Raw genomic sequence first — 12,968 nt, 5'->3', positions numbered from 1 at the left:
GCGCGGCACGGCATTCAATCGCGCCCGGCCAGATCAGGCCAGGTTAGGCCCGGCCAGGCCAGGCATCACATACAGGAGAGGACGCACGATGCGTTCGGTCATCGCGGATTCGAAGCGATTGGTGGTGAAGGTGGGATCCAGCCTCGTGACGAACGACGGCAAGGGCCTCGATCACACCGCAATTGGCCGCTGGGTCACCCAGATCGCCGCGCTGCGCGATCAGGGCAAGGAAGTGGTGCTCGTGAGCTCGGGCGCGATCGCCGAAGGGATGCAGCGGCTCGGCTGGAGCAAGCGGCCGCGCGAGATCGACGAGCTGCAGGCCGCCGCGGCGGTCGGGCAGATGGGGCTCGCGCAGGTATACGAGAGCCGCTTCTCCGAGCACGGCATCCAGACCGCGCAGATCCTGCTCACGCATGCGGACCTCGCGGACCGCGAGCGCTACCTGAACGCGCGCTCGACGCTGCTCACGCTGCTGCGGCTCGGCGTCGTGCCGATCATCAACGAGAACGACACGGTCGTCACCGACGAAATCAAGTTCGGCGACAACGACACGCTCGGCGCGCTCGTCGCGAACCTGATCGAAGGCGACGCGCTGATCATCCTCACCGACCAGATGGGCCTCTTCACCGCCGATCCGCGCAAGGATCCGTCCGCGACGCTCGTTGCGGAAGCGAACGCGGGCGCGCCGGAGCTCGAGGCAATGGCGGGCGGCGCGGGCTCGAGCCTCGGCCGCGGCGGCATGCTGACGAAGATTCTCGCGGCGAAGCGCGCGGCGCACAGCGGCGCGAACACCGTGATCGCGAGCGGCCGCGAGCCCGACGTGCTCGTGCGGCTCTCGAGTGGCGAGGCGATCGGCACGCAACTGATCGCGCGCACCGCGCGGATGGCGGCGCGCAAGCAGTGGATGGCCGATCACCTGCAGGTGCGTGGCCACGTCGTGATCGATGCGGGCGCGGTCGAGAAGCTGACGGGCGGCGGGAAGAGCCTGCTGCCGATCGGCGTCGTCGGCGTGCAGGGCGTGTTCGCGCGCGGCGAGGTGATCGCGTGCGTCGGTCCGGACGGACGCGAAGTGGCGCGCGGCCTCACCAATTACAGCAGCGCGGAAACGAAGCTGATTCAGCGCAAGCCGAGCGGCGAGATCGAGAACGTGCTCGGCTACATGCTCGAGCCGGAACTGATTCATCGCGACAACCTGGTGCTCGTCTGAGCGGCGGGTCGTTCGACGTGCGTTCATGAAAAACGCCCGCGCGGAGTCAACTCCGCGCGGGCGTTTTCCATCGCCGCTCGAAAGCGCGCGGCGCGAGATCAGTGGATCTGGTTCAGCGCGGTGCGGTGATGCATGAGGTTGTCGACGATCGCCTTCGCGGTGCCGACCGGAAGCTTGTTCTCGCAGAAGTAGTCCTGATAGAGCGCCGCGTGATACGCGTTCAGCTCGCCGTTCTCGATGCGTCGCCAGTCGCTTTCGACGGTGCGGTCCCAACCGTCGTGATCGGCGTTGAGGCCCGCGTACTGTCGCCATTCGTACGTATCGCAGCGAACACCTTCGTAGTTCATGTTGCGCGCGCCGGCCGGGCTCGTGATGACGACCGTGTAGCGCACGATGCCGTCCGTGCCGACCGACAGCGATTTCGCGTCGACGAAGAACTTGAGCGGCGTGTTCTGCGACACGTCGAACGGCACCAGCGTGTCGGACTGCGGCAGCGGCGGGAGCGTGTCGACCGCGTTCTCTTTCCAGTTCGGCTTGCGGTCGAGCAGATAGACGAACGCGCTGTCATCCTTGTTGGATGGCGTGTTCGAATGCGCGCAGCCGGCCAGCACGGCGGCCGCGGCCATCGACGTCATCGCGAGAGCAATCGCTTTCAATATGCATTCCTCGTAAAAAAAGGGCGCGACACCGAGGTCGCGCCCGTCATGCAGTAGAACTCGTCAATCGCCGAGGACCAGACGAGGCGTCGTTTCGTCGAGCGTACTCGCTCCCGTCTCGACCTCGGAACACACCACCGATGTGTCGACAATCGTCAGCGTCTGATGAACCTGCATGCCCACTGCAATGCGCGGATAGCGCATCGTGCGCGGGCTGCGCGGTTTGTCGGGCCGCTGCGCCGGGCGGCGCAGAAAACGCGACAGTTCCGTCAGCGCCAACTGATAAACATCCCGCTTGAACTCGATGACCGCATCGAGCGGCACCCAGTACTCGTTCCAGCGCCATGCATCGAACTCCGGGTGATCGGTCGCGCGCAGGCAAATGTCGCAATCGCGTCCGACCATCCGTAGCAGGAACCAGATTTGTTTCTGGCCGCGGTAATGACCGCGTACTTCTCGCTTGATGAACTTGTCTGGCACCTCGTAACGCAACCAGTCGCGCGTGCGACCGACCACCTTGACGTGTTCCGGCCGCAGGCCGGTTTCTTCGTGCAATTCCCGGTACATCGCCTGCACGGGGGTCTCACCGTATTTGATGCCCCCTTGAGGAAACTGCCAAGAATGCTCGCGAAGCCGCTTGCCCCAAAACACCTCGTTGCGCGCGTTCAAGAGGATGATGCCGACGTTCGGGCGAAAGCCTTCACGATCCAGCATACAACCACCTTCGAATCCTTTAAAATTGCTTTGATTATAAACAGATAACGGGCGCCGCGCACCGTGACGGAGCGAATCCCGGCCACGCGCGCGAGCGGAACTGTCCCTGAATTGTCTGCTACGTCATCAGCGCCATCGACGTTCGCGGCGCGCCGCCTTTATCACCTTGAACCTTTTTCGGGCCGCCCGCGTTGGGTGGCCGTTTTTGGAACCGTCCGCATGAAAGCTTCCCGTTTCTTTATCGGCACTCTGAAAGAAGCACCCGCCGACGCCGAGATCGTCAGCCACAAGCTGATGGTGCGCGCCGGCATGATCCGCCGCGTCGCCGGCGGCATCTACAACTATCTGCCGATCGGCCTGCGCTCGATTCGCAAGGTCGAAGCGATCGTGCGCGAGGAAATGAACCGGGCGGGCGCGATCGAGCTGCTGATGCCGGCCGTGCAGCCGGCCGAGCTGTGGCAGGAGTCGGGCCGCTGGGAGCAGTACGGCCCCGAGCTGCTGCGCTTCAAGGATCGCAAGGACAACGACTTCGTGATCGGGCCGACGCACGAGGAAGTCGTCACCGACATCGCGCGCGCGCAGATCAAGAGCTACCGGCAGATGCCGGTGAATTTCTACCAGATCCAGACGAAGTTCCGCGACGAAATCCGTCCGCGCTTCGGCGTGATGCGCGGCCGCGAATTCATCATGAAGGACGCGTACTCGTTCGACAAGGACGCCGAAGGCCTGCACGAGTCGTATCGCAAGATGTACGCCGCGTACGTGCGCATCTTCACGCGCCTCGGCCTCGAGTTCCGCGCGGTGGCGGCCGATAGCGGTTCGATCGGCGGCAACTTCTCGCACGAGTTCCACGTGATCGCCGACACCGGCGAGGACGCGATCGCCTACTGCCCGACGTCCGAGTTCGCGGCGAACGTCGAGGCGGCCGAGGCGCTGCCGCTCGTCGCCGAGCGCGCGGCGCCGGCCGAGCCGATGGAAAAGGTCGCGACGCCGGGCAAGGCGAAGTGCGAGGCCGTCGCCGAGCTGATGAACATCCCGCTCCAGCGCACGATCAAGTCGATCGTGCTCGCCACCGACAACGAAGGCGCCGAGCCGACGATCTGGCTGCTGATGCTGCGCGGCGACCACGACCTGAACGAGATCAAGGCGTCGAAGCTGCCCGGCCTCAAGAACCATCGCTTCGCGACCGAGCAGGAAATCGTCGAGTGGTTCGGCACGCCGCCGGGGTATCTCGGCCCGGTCGGCACGAAGAAGCCGGTCAAGGTGATCGCCGATCGCACGGTGGCGAACATGAGCGATTTCGTCGTCGGCGCGAACGAGGTCGATTACCACATCGCCGGCGTGAACTGGGGCCGCGATCTGCCGGAGCCGGAAGTCGCCGATCTGCGCAACGTGCAGAAGGGCGATCCGTCGCCGGACGGCAACGGCGTGATCGACATCTGCCGCGGGATCGAAGTCGGCCACGTCTTCCAGCTCGGCACCAAGTACTCGGAAGCGATGGGCGCGACGTTCCTCGACGAGTCGGGCAAGCCGCAGCCGATGCTGATGGGCTGCTACGGGGTCGGCGTCACGCGCATTCTCGGCGCCGCGATCGAGCAGAACTTCGACGACAAGGGGATCATCTGGCCGGAGTCGATCGCGCCGTTCCAGGTCGTGCTGTGCCCGATGGGCTATGACCGCAGCGACGCGGTGCGCGCGGCGGCCGACAAGCTGTACGACGAGCTCGTCGCGGCCGGCATCGACGTGATCCTCGACGATCGCGGCGAGCGCCCGGGCGTGATGTTCGCGGACTGGGAGCTGATCGGCGTGCCGCACCGGCTCGTGATCGGCGAGCGCGGGCTGAAGGACGGCAAGATCGAGTACCAGGGCCGCCGCGACACCGAAGCGACGCTGCTGCCGGCCGAGGCCGCCGCGTCGACGGTCGCGGAGAAGATCCGCGCGGCGCTCGCGCACTGAGCGGCGTCCGAACGTGCAATACACGTTTCTGTCGGCAACGATCCTGCTCATCCTGATCACGGATCCGCTCGGCAACATCCCGCTGTTCATCTCGGCGCTGCGGGATGTGCCGCGCGAGCGGCGCGTGCGGCTGATTCTGCGCGAGGTCGCGATCGCGTTCGTGATCCTGCTGTTCTTCATGGCGGTCGGCGACCGCTTCCTGCGGATGATGAACCTGACCGACCTGTCGCTGCGGATCGGCGGCGGAATCGTGCTGTTCCTGATCGCGCTGCGGATGATCTTCCCGCATCCGGACGGCGCGCTCGGCAACGATCCGCGCGCGGGCGGCGAGCCGTTCATCGTGCCGCTCGCGATCCCGGCGCTCGCCGGGCCGTCCGCGCTCGCGACCGTGATGCTGCTGACGTCGCAGGCGCCCGGCAGGATGCTCGAGTGGGCGGGTGCGCTGACCGTCACGATGATCGTCTGCGCGGTCGCGCTCGTGCTCGCGGAGCGGATCCAGCAGTGGCTCGGCGAGCGGACGGTCGCGGCGTTCGAGCGGCTGATGGGGCTCGTGCTCGTCGCGATCTCGGTCGAAATGATGCTCGGCGGCATTCGCGCGTTCGTGCATCAGCTCTAGCGCGGTTTTCTCCGAGACGAAAAAAAGCCCGCGCCTGAAAGTGACGCGGGCTTTTTCTTGGGTGCGACGCGGGGACGCGGGGACGCGGGGACGCGGGGACGCGAAGGCGCGCGGCGCGCCCGCGACGCGCGTCAGACCTGCGCGGTCAGCGCGCGGATCGTCGGCAGGTTGCGCCAGTAACCCTTCGCGTCCATCCCGCAGCCGAACACGTAGCGGTCCGGCACGGTGAAGCCGCAGAAGTCCGGATGCAGCGGCTTCGCCTTCGCGAGCGTCTTCTCGCAGAGCACCGCCGACAGGAAGCGCTTCGCGCCCATGTCGAGGATCCGGTCGCGGATCGCGGCCATCGTCTCGCCTTCGTCGAGGATGTCGTCGAGCACGAGCACGATCCGGTCCTTCACCGACTCGCGCGGCGCGACGCGCCAGTGCATCTCCGGGCTGCCCTGCGTCGAGTTGCGGTAGCGGGTCAGGTGGATGTAGTCGAACTCGAGCGGGAAGTCGAGGTGCGGCAGCAGCATCCCGGTGAACACCGCGGCGCCGCCCATCACCGACAGGACGAGCGGGAACGCGTCGCCGATCTCGGCGCGGATCGCTTCGGCCATGCTGCCGATCGACGAGGTGACGGCATCCGCCGAAACGATCTCTTCCGAGTGCTGGAAAATGTGGAGGGCTTCTTCGCGGTTCATGAGTTCTGGCGAGCGGTCGTCTGTATACAAATAGAGGATGAAGCAGAAGGCCGGCGCGCGCTACGGCAAAAACCCGCGCGCCGGGCGCGGGATCAGCGCATGCCCGGCATCATGCCCTTCAGGCCGCGCATCATCTTCTGCATGTTGCCGCCCTTCAGCTTCTTCATCATCGTACGCATCTGGTCGTACTGGTTCAGCATCCGGTTGACTTCCTGCACCGGCACGCCCGCGCCGGCCGCGATGCGGCGCTTGCGCGTCGCCTTGATGATGTCGGGCTTCGCGCGCTCGGCGGGCGTCATCGAGCTGATGATCCCTTCCATCCGTCGGATCTGCTTCTCGGCCTGGCCCATGTCGGCGCCGGCGGCCGCCTGCTGGAACTGCGCGGGCAGCTTGTCCATCAGCGACGACAGCCCGCCCATGTTCTTCATCTGCGAGATCTGCGCGCGGAAATCGTTGAGATCGAAGTCGCCGCCTTTCTTCACCTTGTCGGCGAGCTTCTGCGCGGCCTTCACGTCGACGCCGCGCTGCGCCTCCTCGACGAGCGCGAGGATGTCGCCCATCCCGAGGATCCGGTTCGCCATCCGGTCCGGATGGAACACTTCGAGGCCGTCGAGCTTTTCGGCGACGCCGACGAACTTGATCGGCTTGCCGGTGATGTGCCGCACCGACAGCGCGGCGCCGCCGCGCGAGTCGCCGTCGAGCTTCGTCAGCACGACGCCGGTCAGCGGCAGCGCGTCGTTGAACGCCTTCGCGGTGTTCACCGCGTCCTGGCCGAGCATCGCGTCGACGACGAACAGCGTCTCGGCCGGCTTCAGCACGCCGTGCAGCGCGGTGATCTCGTTCATCATCGCCTCGTCGATGCCGAGGCGGCCGGCCGTGTCGACGAGCAGCACGTCGTGATAGTGGCGCTTCGCCCAGTCGACCGCGGCGAGCGCGATGTCGACCGGCTTCTGGTCGGGCGTCGACGGGAAGAAGTCCGCGCCGACCTGCTCGCTGACCGTCTTCAACTGCATGATCGCGGCCGGGCGATACACGTCGCACGACACCGTCAGCACCTTCTTCTTGTACTTCTCGCGCAACAGCTTCGCGAGCTTGCCGACGGTCGTCGTCTTGCCGGCGCCCTGCAGGCCGGCCATCAGGATCACCGCGGGCGGCGCGACCGCGAGGTTCAGCTCGGCGGCCTTGCCTTCGTAGTCGCCGCCGATCACGGCGGTCAGCTCCTTCTGGACGACGCCGACGAGTGCCTGCCCCGGCGACAGGCTGCCGACCACGTCCTCGCCGAGCGCCTTTTCCTTGACCTTCGAGATGAAATCGCGGACGACGGGCAGCGCGACGTCGGCCTCGAGCAGCGCGAGACGCACCTCGCGAAGCATCTCCTGGGTGTTCGCCTCGGTGAGGCGGGCCTCGCCGCGCAGCGTCTTGACGACGCGCGCCATCCGTTGAGTGAGATTGTCGAGCATGGGGAGCGATGGACAGTGGGGCCCGAAGGCGCGACCGGGCAAAAACGGCATCGGTCGCGAGGAGGGGGCCTAGTGTAAACTTCGAACATGGATATTGTACTGTATGCCCTCACCGCGCTCCTTTACGGCGGCCTCGCCGTCGCCGGCTGGCGCGCTCATCGCCAGGACGCGAGTTCGCCGCTCGTCGCGAGCGTGCCGGCCGTGCCCGTGCCGGCGTCCGCTGCGTCGGGCATGAGTGGCGCGGGCGGCGCGGGCCGCGCGCTGCTGTGCGCCGCGCTCGTCGCGCATGGCGTGCTGCTCCACACGACGATCTTCCCGCAGAACGCGATGGTGTTCGGCTTCGCGTTCGCGCTGTCGGCGATGTTCTGGCTCGGTGCGGGCATCTACTGGATCGAGAGCTTCTTCTTCCCGCTCGACGGGCTGCGGCTGCTCGTGCTGCCGCTCGCGTGCGTCGCGTCACTGATGCCGCTCGTGTTCGGCGGCGTGCGCGTGCTGCCGTACGCGGCCGCGCCGCTGTTCAAGCTGCACTTCCTGATCGCGAACGTCGCGTACGGGCTCTTCGCGATCGCGGCGCTGCATGCGGTGCTGATGCTGATGGTCGAGCGGCGGTTGCAGTCGCTGAGGAACGGCGGCCGGGGTGGCTCGAGCGGCTCAAGCGGCTCAAGCGGCTGGATCGCACGCTGGCTCGAAACGCTGCCGCCGCTGCTCACGCTCGAGAAGCTGCTGTTCCGGCTGATCGGCGCGGGCTTCGTGCTGCTCACGCTGACGCTCGCGTCGGGCATCCTGTTCAGCGAGCAGATCGATGCGCGCGCGCTGCGGCTCGATCACAAGACCGTGTTCGCGATCCTGTCGTGGCTGATGTTCGGCGGCCTGCTGATCGCGCGCAGGGCGTCGGGCTGGCGCGGCCGCGGCGCCGCGCGCTGGGTGCTCGCGTCATTCGGCGCGCTGCTGCTCGCTTACGTCGGCAGCCGGTTCGTTTTCGAGGTGCTGCTGCACCGTTCCGTGGTTTGATTGTCCGATTCCGATGCGACAGATTCTTCTCCTGATCCTGATCTTCTTCGCGAGCTCGTGGATCGCGCGCAAGCTGCGCCAGATGCAGTCCGGCCCGCGCGCGCCGCGCGACGGCGCGACGGGCGGCGTACCCGGCAGCGGCGGCCGCGGCGGCCCCGCGCGCGGCGGCATGCAGTCGCTGCCCGAGCCGATGGTGCGCTGCGCGGAGTGCGGCGTGCATGCGCCGAAGGGCGACGCGGTCATCGTCGGCGGCGAATACTTCTGCAGCGCCGAGCATGCGGCGCGGCACGCCGCGCACGCGGCCGACCGCGACCCGCGATGAGCGGCCCGACGCTGACGCTCGACGCCGACGGCTGGGTGCGCGGCGCACGCCGCGCGCTGTCGCCGAACTACGAGGCGCGGCCCGCTGGCGCGGTGCCGACGCTCGTCGTCGTGCACAACATCAGCCTGCCGCCCGGCGAGTTCGGTGGCGATGCGATCGAGGCGCTGTTCCAGAACCGTCTCGACTGCGACGCGCATCCCTATTACGACGCGCACCTGCGCGGCGTGCGCGTGTCCGCGCACTTCCTGATCCGCCGCGACGGCGAGCTCGTGCAGTTCGTGTCGTGCGACGCGCGCGCGTGGCACGCGGGCGCGTCCGAGTTCTTCGGCCGGCCGCGCTGCAACGACTTCTCGATCGGCATCGAGCTCGAAGGCGCCGACGACGTGCCGTTCGAGTCCGCGCAGTACGCGACGCTCGCCGCGCTCTCGCGCGCGCTCGCGAACCGCTATCCGGTCGACGCGTTCGCCGGCCATTCGGACATCGCGCCCGGCCGCAAGACCGACCCCGGTCCGCACTTCGATTGGCAACGCCTTGCATGCGATGCTGGTTTTTCCGCCGGATACTTTCCGTACCGGCAGCACTGAACGAGAGGGCTATTCGGCCCGCAAAAAATTTTTATCCGACCAATGCCTTGTCGCGTCTGAGCGTGCGCGATGTCAAGAGCGTGACGGCAAATTTTTTTGTTGGACACGTGGAGGCGCTCCACTATACTTGGTGCCGATTCAGCAGTTTTGCACTAGATATAGTGTGCCGCCGGGAAAACCGAGCGGCGCCAGGTCCGGCGGGCGACGCCGGGCACACGGGGTTCCCAGTGCGACGCATCCGGCAGAGCGGTCCGGGGCGTCACGATCAGCGCAGCCAATCTGCCGGGGCGCGGTACACATGACGAAGATCGATATCGAATCGGGTGTGTCGCAAGGGTCGAGCCGACCTGTCCGGCGTGCAGCTCGCGTCTTACCGCTCGCGCCCCGCGCGGCGCGGCGTTCGTCTTAATCCGCGGTTCTCTCCGCACCATCCACACCCAGGAGCTTTGCACATGCAAACCACCGACAACGTGACGTCCCAATTCGAGAGCGCATCCGGCCGCCCTCTCGGCGGGGCCGCACAAGGCTCGCAGGCGCTCGCGCCGCAGGCGACGTTCGCTGACTACAAGGTGATCCGCCGCAACGGCAGCGTCGTGTCGTTCGAGCCGTCGAAGATCGCGATTGCAGTGACGAAGGCGTTCCTGGCCGTCAACGGCGGGCAGGGCGCGGCGTCGGCGCGCGTGCGCGAACTCGTCGAGCAGCTCACGCAGAGCGTCGTGCGCGCGCTCGTGCGCAGCCGCCCGAACGGCGGCACGTTCCACATCGAAGACATCCAGGATCAGGTCGAACTCGCGCTGATGCGCGGCGGCGAGCACAACGTCGCGCGCGCGTACGTGCTCTATCGCGAGAAGCGTCACCTCGAGCGTCAGACCACGGGCGAAGCGGCGGCTGCCGGCACGGCCGGCGGCATCAACGTCGTCGACGGCGGCGTCACCCGTCCGCTCGACCTGAACGCGCTGCGCGGGCTGATCGTGTCCGCGTGCGACGGCCTCGGCGCTGCGGTTAACCCTGAGCCGATCGTCGCCGAGACGGTGAAGAACCTGTACGACGGCGTGCCGATGAGCCAGGTGTACGACTCGTCGATCCTCGCCGCGCGCACGATGATCGAGAAGGATCCGGCGTACAGCCAGGTCACCGCCCGCATCCTGCTGCACACGATCCGCCGCGAGATCCTCGGCGAGGAAGTCACGCAGACGGAAATGTCGGCGCGCTACGCGGAATACTTCCCGCAGTTCCTGAAGCGCGGCGTCGAAGCCGAGTTGCTCGACGACAAGCTGCTGCAGTTCGACCTGAAGCGCCTCGGCGACGCGCTCGACGCGAGCCGCGACCTGCAGTTCGGCTACCTCGGCCTGCAGACGCTGTACGACCGCTACTTCCTGCACATCGGCGGCGCCCGGATCGAGATGCCGCAGGCGTTCTTCATGCGCGTCGCGATGGGCCTCGCGCTGAACGAGATCGACCGCGAAGCGCGCGCGATCGAGTTCTACCAGGTGCTGTCGAGCTTCGACTTCATGAGCTCGACGCCGACGCTGTTCAACTCCGGCACCCGCCGTTCGCAGCTGTCGTCGTGCTACCTGACGACGGTCGCCGACGATCTCGACGGCATCTATGAAGCGCTGAAGGAAAACGCGCTGCTGTCGAAGTTCGCGGGCGGCCTCGGTAACGACTGGACCCGCGTGCGTGCGCTCGGCTCGCACATCAAGGGCACGAACGGCAAGTCGCAGGGCGTCGTGCCGTTCCTGAAGGTCGTCAACGACACCGCGGTCGCGGTGAACCAGGGCGGCAAGCGCAAGGGCGCGGTCTGCGCGTACCTGGAGTCGTGGCACCTCGACATCGAGGAATTCCTCGAGCTGCGCAAGAACACCGGCGACGACCGCCGCCGCACGCACGACATGAACACCGCGAACTGGATTCCCGATCTGTTCATGAAGCGCGTGATGGAAGGCGCCGACTGGACGCTGTTCTCGCCGTCGACCTGCCCGGACCTGCACGACAAGTTCGGCGCCGAGTTCGAGGCCGCGTACGTCGGCTACGAGGAGAAGGTCGCGCGCGGCGAGCTGAAGCTGTTCAAGAAGATTCCGGCGCAGCAGCTCTGGCGCAAGATGCTCGGGATGCTGTTCGAGACCGGCCACCCGTGGATCACGTTCAAGGATCCGTGCAACGTGCGCTCGCCGCAGCAGCACGTCGGCGTCGTCCACTCGTCGAACCTGTGCACCGAAATCACGCTGAACACGAGCGACACCGAGATCGCCGTCTGCAACCTCGGCTCGGTGAACCTCGTCGCGCACCTCGCGAAGCAGGCCGACGGCAGCTACGCGCTCGACCACGACAAGCTGAAGCGCACGATCAGCGTCGCGATGCGGATGCTCGACAACGTGATCGACATCAACTACTACGCGGTGCCGAAGGCGCGTAACTCGAACCTGAAGCACCGCCCGGTCGGCATGGGCATCATGGGCTTCCAGGACTGCCTGCACCTGTTGCGCACGCCGTACGCGTCCGAAGGCGCGGTCGAGTTCGCCGATCGCTCGATGGAAGCGGTCTGCTACTACGCGTACTACGCGTCGACCGAGCTTGCCGAGGAGCGCGGCCGCTACTCGAGCTACCGCGGCTCGCTGTGGGATCGCGGCATCCTTCCGCAGGACACGCTGAAGCTGCTCGCCGACGCCCGCGGCGGCTATGTCGAAGTCGATTCGAGCGAGTCGCTCGACTGGACGTCGCTGCGCGCGCGGATCGGCACGCACGGGATGCGCAACTCGAACTGCGTCGCGATCGCGCCGACCGCGACGATCTCGAACATCATCGGCGTGTCCGCGTGCATCGAGCCGACGTTCCAGAACCTGTACGTGAAGTCGAACCTGTCGGGCGAGTTCACGGTCGTCAACGAGTTCCTGGTGCGCGACCTGAAGGAGCGCGGCCTGTGGGACGAAGTGATGGTCGCCGACCTGAAGTACTTCGACGGGATGCTGTCGCGCATCGACCGGATCCCGGCCGATCTGCGCGCGATCTACGCGACCGCGTTCGAAGTCGATCCGACGTGGCTCGTCGAGGCTGCGTCGCGCCGCCAGAAGTGGATCGATCAGGCGCAGTCGCTGAACATCTACATGGGCGGCGCGTCGGGCAAGAAGCTCGACGAGGTGTACAAGCTCGCGTGGCTGCGCGGCCTGAAGACGACGTATTACCTGCGCACGATGGCGGCGACGCACGTCGAGAAGTCGACGGTTGCGCACGGTGCGCTGAACGCGGTGCCGACGGGCGGCGCGGGCAGCGGCGGCGCGCAGGGCGCGGCGGGCGGTTTCGGCGCGGCGGGCGGCGAAGCATCGTCGTCGGGCGCGATGAGCGCGGCGCCGATCGAGGCGGACGGCCCGGTGTGCACGATGCGTCCGGGCGATCCGGGCTTCGACGAGTGCGAAGCGTGCCAGTAAGCGGGCGCGTCTGAGTTCGCGAGACTCGAACGCGGCGCGCATGAAGACCGATAAAGGTTGAAGTGCGCGCCGCTCTCTACTAAAAAAATGATAAGGAATCTGTAACGCCGCATGCGCGTTGCAGGCAGTGACGAAGCGATCGAAACATCCGCGACGACGTCGCGTTTCGATCGGCGTTCGATGCGTCGAGCGCACCTCGCGATACACGCGCGACACACGTCGCGCACGGCATGAACGACGATGCGTTGCTCAAAGTGTTGTATCGAGGTCGCAGCGCGAATCGAAAACAGGAATTTTCGTGAGCGGACCCTTTTATCGCTCATGAAAAGATGGT

11 protein-coding genes are annotated in these 12,968 nt (G+C 66.6%); 7 read left to right on the top strand and 4 right to left on the bottom strand.

Going from position 1 to position 12,968, the window contains the following annotated elements; all coding sequences use genetic code 11:
• Nucleotides 1-88 precede the first annotated feature (88 nt).
• Nucleotides 89-1,207: a glutamate 5-kinase gene (proB, locus tag HZI36_RS22600; RefSeq protein WP_179404902.1), complete on the top strand. Its 1,119-nt coding sequence runs from the start codon at nucleotides 89-91 to the stop codon at nucleotides 1,205-1,207.
• Nucleotides 1,208-1,305: 98 nt separating this feature from the next.
• Here the strand turns inward: proB and HZI36_RS22595 are convergent, their stop codons facing one another.
• Complete coding sequence (locus HZI36_RS22595; RefSeq protein ID WP_179404901.1) at nucleotides 1,306-1,863, bottom strand: CNP1-like family protein; 558 nt, start codon at nucleotides 1,861-1,863, stop codon at nucleotides 1,306-1,308.
• A 63-nt stretch (nucleotides 1,864-1,926) separates the two neighbouring features.
• On the bottom strand, nucleotides 1,927-2,577 hold the full coding sequence (locus tag HZI36_RS22590; RefSeq protein WP_179404900.1) for an RNA pyrophosphohydrolase: 651 nt from the start codon (nucleotides 2,575-2,577) through the stop codon (nucleotides 1,927-1,929).
• Between the two features lie 219 nt (nucleotides 2,578-2,796).
• Between HZI36_RS22590 and HZI36_RS22585 the strand changes: the two genes are divergently transcribed.
• Entirely contained in the window at nucleotides 2,797-4,533 is a 1,737-nt protein-coding gene (locus HZI36_RS22585) for a proline--tRNA ligase (protein WP_179404899.1), read from the top strand.
• Between the two features lie 13 nt (nucleotides 4,534-4,546).
• Complete coding sequence (locus tag HZI36_RS22580; protein WP_179404898.1) at nucleotides 4,547-5,149, top strand: MarC family protein; 603 nt, start codon at nucleotides 4,547-4,549, stop codon at nucleotides 5,147-5,149.
• 131 nt (nucleotides 5,150-5,280) lie between these two features.
• On the opposite strand, the gene HZI36_RS22575 is transcribed toward HZI36_RS22580, so the two are convergent.
• Entirely contained in the window at nucleotides 5,281-5,832 is a 552-nt protein-coding gene (locus HZI36_RS22575; protein ID WP_179404897.1) for a hypoxanthine-guanine phosphoribosyltransferase, read from the bottom strand.
• 92 nt (nucleotides 5,833-5,924) lie between these two features.
• Entirely contained in the window at nucleotides 5,925-7,292 is a 1,368-nt protein-coding gene (ffh, locus tag HZI36_RS22570; RefSeq protein ID WP_179404896.1) for a signal recognition particle protein, read from the bottom strand.
• 87 nt (nucleotides 7,293-7,379) lie between these two features.
• Between ffh and HZI36_RS22565 the strand changes: the two genes are divergently transcribed.
• The 4 genes from HZI36_RS22565 to HZI36_RS22550 all read left to right on the top strand — a co-directional run bounded on the left by HZI36_RS22565 (nucleotide 7,380) and on the right by HZI36_RS22550 (nucleotide 12,634).
• Nucleotides 7,380-8,303 (top strand): cytochrome C assembly family protein, encoded by a 924-nt coding sequence (locus HZI36_RS22565; RefSeq protein WP_179404895.1) that lies wholly within the window; start codon nucleotides 7,380-7,382, stop codon nucleotides 8,301-8,303.
• Between the two features lie 13 nt (nucleotides 8,304-8,316).
• Nucleotides 8,317-8,625 (top strand): PP0621 family protein, encoded by a 309-nt coding sequence (locus HZI36_RS22560; RefSeq protein WP_179404894.1) that lies wholly within the window; start codon nucleotides 8,317-8,319, stop codon nucleotides 8,623-8,625.
• Nucleotides 8,622-9,209, top strand: coding sequence for a 1,6-anhydro-N-acetylmuramyl-L-alanine amidase AmpD (gene ampD, locus HZI36_RS22555; protein ID WP_179404893.1), 588 nt, complete (start codon nucleotides 8,622-8,624; stop codon nucleotides 9,207-9,209). Before HZI36_RS22560 ends, ampD begins: the two co-directional genes overlap by 4 nt.
• A gap of 452 nt (nucleotides 9,210-9,661) precedes the next feature.
• The gene (locus HZI36_RS22550; protein ID WP_179404892.1) at nucleotides 9,662-12,634 is read left to right on the top strand and encodes a ribonucleoside-diphosphate reductase subunit alpha; all 2,973 of its coding nucleotides are present in this window, start codon (nucleotides 9,662-9,664) and stop codon (nucleotides 12,632-12,634) included.
• The last annotated feature ends 334 nt before the right edge of the window (nucleotides 12,635-12,968 follow it).

The sequence above is a fragment of the Burkholderia guangdongensis genome (assembly GCF_013403875.1).
In the GTDB taxonomy this organism is placed as follows: Bacteria; Pseudomonadota; Gammaproteobacteria; order Burkholderiales; family Burkholderiaceae; genus Burkholderia; species Burkholderia guangdongensis.
The sequence above is the reverse complement of the archived record's forward strand: the minus strand, read 5'-3'. Positions and strand labels throughout refer to the sequence as shown.

Bases quoted from the DNA above. Each gene is read 5' to 3' on its own strand.
- proB (WP_179404902.1), top strand. From the start codon at position 89: ATGCGTTCGGTCATCGCGGATTCGAAGCGATTGGTGGTGAAGGTGGGA.
- HZI36_RS22590 (WP_179404900.1), bottom strand. From the start codon at position 2,577: ATGCTGGATCGTGAAGGCTTTCGCCCGAACGTCGGCATCATCCTCTTG.
- HZI36_RS22585 (WP_179404899.1), top strand. From the start codon at position 2,797: ATGAAAGCTTCCCGTTTCTTTATCGGCACTCTGAAAGAAGCACCCGCC.
- HZI36_RS22575 (WP_179404897.1), bottom strand. From the start codon at position 5,832: ATGAACCGCGAAGAAGCCCTCCACATTTTCCAGCACTCGGAAGAGATC.
- ffh (WP_179404896.1), bottom strand. From the start codon at position 7,292: ATGCTCGACAATCTCACTCAACGGATGGCGCGCGTCGTCAAGACGCTG.
- HZI36_RS22565 (WP_179404895.1), top strand. From the start codon at position 7,380: ATGGATATTGTACTGTATGCCCTCACCGCGCTCCTTTACGGCGGCCTC.
- HZI36_RS22560 (WP_179404894.1), top strand. From the start codon at position 8,317: ATGCGACAGATTCTTCTCCTGATCCTGATCTTCTTCGCGAGCTCGTGG.
- ampD (WP_179404893.1), top strand. From the start codon at position 8,622: ATGAGCGGCCCGACGCTGACGCTCGACGCCGACGGCTGGGTGCGCGGC.
- HZI36_RS22550 (WP_179404892.1), top strand. From the start codon at position 9,662: ATGCAAACCACCGACAACGTGACGTCCCAATTCGAGAGCGCATCCGGC.